The sequence below is a fragment of the Streptomyces anatolicus genome (genome assembly GCF_019400875.1).
Taxonomy (GTDB): Bacteria; Actinomycetota; Actinomycetes; order Streptomycetales; family Streptomycetaceae; genus Streptomyces; species Streptomyces anatolicus.
The window spans coordinates 1-1,045 of the sequence record NZ_WMBF01000858.1 but is presented as its reverse complement, the minus strand read 5'-3'; the positions used below and the strand labels follow the sequence as shown (position 1 = coordinate 1,045).

At 74.2% G+C, this 1,045-nt stretch carries 1 protein-coding gene; it reads left to right on the top strand.

Annotation, left to right across the window (positions count from 1 at the left end):
* Positions 1 to 189 precede the first annotated feature (189 nt).
* Entirely contained in the window at positions 190 to 1,032 is an 843-nt protein-coding gene (locus GKQ77_RS32990; RefSeq protein WP_219692817.1) for a nitrilase-related carbon-nitrogen hydrolase, read from the top strand.
* Positions 1,033 to 1,045 lie beyond the last annotated feature (13 nt).

Genomic DNA, 1,045 nt, shown 5'->3' with positions numbered 1-1,045 from the left:
GCCGCGAAGCGGCGGGACAGGGTCGCCCCGACGGCGAGGCACCCCATCACGGCGGCGCGCGCCTGCGGGGCCCCCGGACGGCGGCACCCCTTCCGGGCGCACCGCGCGCCTGCGGGGCCCCCGGGCGGCGGCGCCCCTTACGGGCGCACCCGGCGTGCGAGGGGCGGACCGCGCTGAAAGGCTCGGCGCATGCGAGTGGCGCTGGCTCAGACCGACTGCGCCCTGGGCGAGGTCGGCGACAACCTGGAGAGCGCGCGGCACCAGGTGGACCAGGCCGCGACCCAGGGCGCCGACCTGGTCGTCTTCCCCGAACTGAGCCTGCACGGCTATCACCTCGGCGGCCTCGCACGGGATGCGTCCCTCACTACCGACGACCCCCGGCTCCTCGCCCTCGCCGCCCCCGACGGCCCGGACGTCCTGGTCGGCCTCCACGAGCACACCGCCCTGCGGGCCTACAACACCGCCGCGTACTACACCAAGGGCCAACTCCTCCACGCCCACCGGAAGCTCTACCTCCCCAACTACCTGGCCTGGGAGGAACGCAAGCACGTCAGCCCCGGCCAGCACCTGCGCGCGTACGACCTGCCCGGCGGGCACGGCCGGGCGGCCACGCTCGTGTGCAACGACGCCTGGCAGCCGGTCCTGCCGTGGCTCGCCGTGCAAGATGGCGCCGAGGTCATCCTCGTACCGACGAACAGCGCGGCCAGCCTGGACCCCGAGGCCATGGACACGGGCCTCTACTGGGACACGCTGCTCTCCTACACCGCCCGCATGCTGCAGTGCTGGGTCGTCTTCGTGAACCGGGTCGGCAACGAGAACGGTGCCTCCTTCTGGGGCGGCTCGCGCGTCGTCGACCCGCGCGGAACGGTGGTGGCGCAGGCGCCGAAGTGGGAGGCGGCGCTGGTGACGGTCGACATCGACGTCCACGAGGCGCGACGGCAGCGGAGGGCGGTACCGCTGGTCGCCGAGGCCCGCCTAGGCCTGGTCGACCGCGAGGTACGCCGCCTGATCGACGAGGGCGGCGACAGTTGACCTCTCCCTGGCG